General features: G+C 49.4%; 2 protein-coding genes. Both read left to right on the top strand.

The features are described 5' to 3' along the window. The first annotated feature begins 168 nt into the window (after positions 1–168). Positions 169–945, top strand: a complete 777-nt coding sequence (locus ACYC56_RS10930; RefSeq protein ID WP_461374212.1) for an RAD55 family ATPase — start codon at positions 169–171, stop codon at positions 943–945. A gap of 5 nt (positions 946–950) precedes the next feature. Continuing rightward, positions 951–1,262 carry a hypothetical protein gene (locus ACYC56_RS10925; protein WP_461374211.1) on the top strand — a complete coding sequence of 104 codons (312 nt, stop codon included), beginning with the start codon at positions 951–953 and terminating at the stop codon, positions 1,260–1,262. Positions 1,263–1,386 lie beyond the last annotated feature (124 nt).

Raw genomic sequence — 1,386 nt, 5'->3', positions numbered from 1 at the left:
ACTCGCGTAAAGCACTGCTTGCACCAGGACTATCGATTTCGTCCGCAGACCAGTACGCCCCTGTATGGGTTTATCATTTCTTCATTTGAATCCGGGCGCTACTGGCCAGATACAAGGTCATATTCGAAGTACTTGAAATATGAAATATGATGGGATGGAGGCTACATAGTGAGAAAAATATCAAGCGGGATTCCGGGGCTAGACGAGCTGCTTGATGGAGGCCTTTACGAGCGAAGTTCAACTGTTATCGCCGGCCCTCCAGGCACTGGAAAGACCACATTCGGCACTCAATTTATATATAGCGGCGCAGTGAAGTTCAACGAACCCGGTATATTTATAACGTTCGAGGAGTTTCCGGAGATCATCTACCGGGACGCGATGAACTTCGGTTGCGACTTAAAGAAGCGCGAGGCAGAGGGCACGATTAAGGTGATCTTCACATCGCCTGCCGTTCTGAAAAGCGAGCTTGAGAAAGAGAACGGCTTTTTGGACACGCTCGTCGAGCAGATGGGGGCAAAACGGATCGTCATCGACTCGGTGACCCTGATGGAGCAGCTGACCACCGACGCCCAGGAACTCAGACAAATATTTAACAGCCTGGTGAACGGGCTTAAAAGACTTGGCCTAACAACCATCCTCACCAGCGAGATTCCCTTGCTTTTTGGGCAGGAGAGTTCGTTTGAGACAAGCATAGGCTTTGTCGTCGATAACATCTTCTTCTTGAAATACGTCGAGATAGAGAGCGAACTTAATACCGCGCTTACTATTCTTAAGGTAAGGGGCAGCAAACATGCCAAGGATATACGACGCTATGAGATTAAGAAACACGGCGTCAATATAGAGGCTAAGTTCGCGGGGCACCAGGGGGTCCTAACAGGATTTCCCTCCCGCCCGATAAGCGGGAAGACGCTCCTTGAAGAAGGACTAATACGTAAGAAAAGGTAGTTGGGATGAGCTTCGTAGCATTTGTCGAGATAATTAACTTCTTCCTGGCAAGCTTGGCCGCCATAATCTCGCTGGGGATTTTGCGGAAAGTGGCGGGCAACTTGGCATTAAGCTGGAAGTATTCATTTGTCGCATTTCAAGTTCTAGCCCTAGCGACTCTACTCACAGCTGTTTACGAACTCGGTGACCGTTCAGTAGCCGGTATCGACATGCAGTTGCTTGGCAACACGGCTCACTTCATTTTCGTAATACTTGCCTTTTTCGGCCTTCTTCGGCAATACCAGCTGCTGAAAGGCCTTACTAACCGGGGTGATTAAGTGGTATCCGTTGACGTTGTCGCCATAATCGTTACAATCATCGGTCTGGCGGCCGCTCTTACCGCGCGTAAAACATGGCTATTGGTTGAGGGTGACTTAGCCGAGAGCTGGCGTTGGATATTAC

It is taken from the genome of Candidatus Aquicultor sp., assembly GCF_054640775.1.
The sequence above is the reverse complement of the archived record's forward strand: the minus strand, read 5'-3'. Positions and strand labels throughout refer to the sequence as shown.

What these genes read in the sequence shown, in the direction of transcription:
- ACYC56_RS10925 (WP_461374211.1), top strand. Translation starts at nt 951, where the DNA reads ATGAGCTTCGTAGCATTTGTCGAGATAATTAACTTCTTCCTGGCAAGC.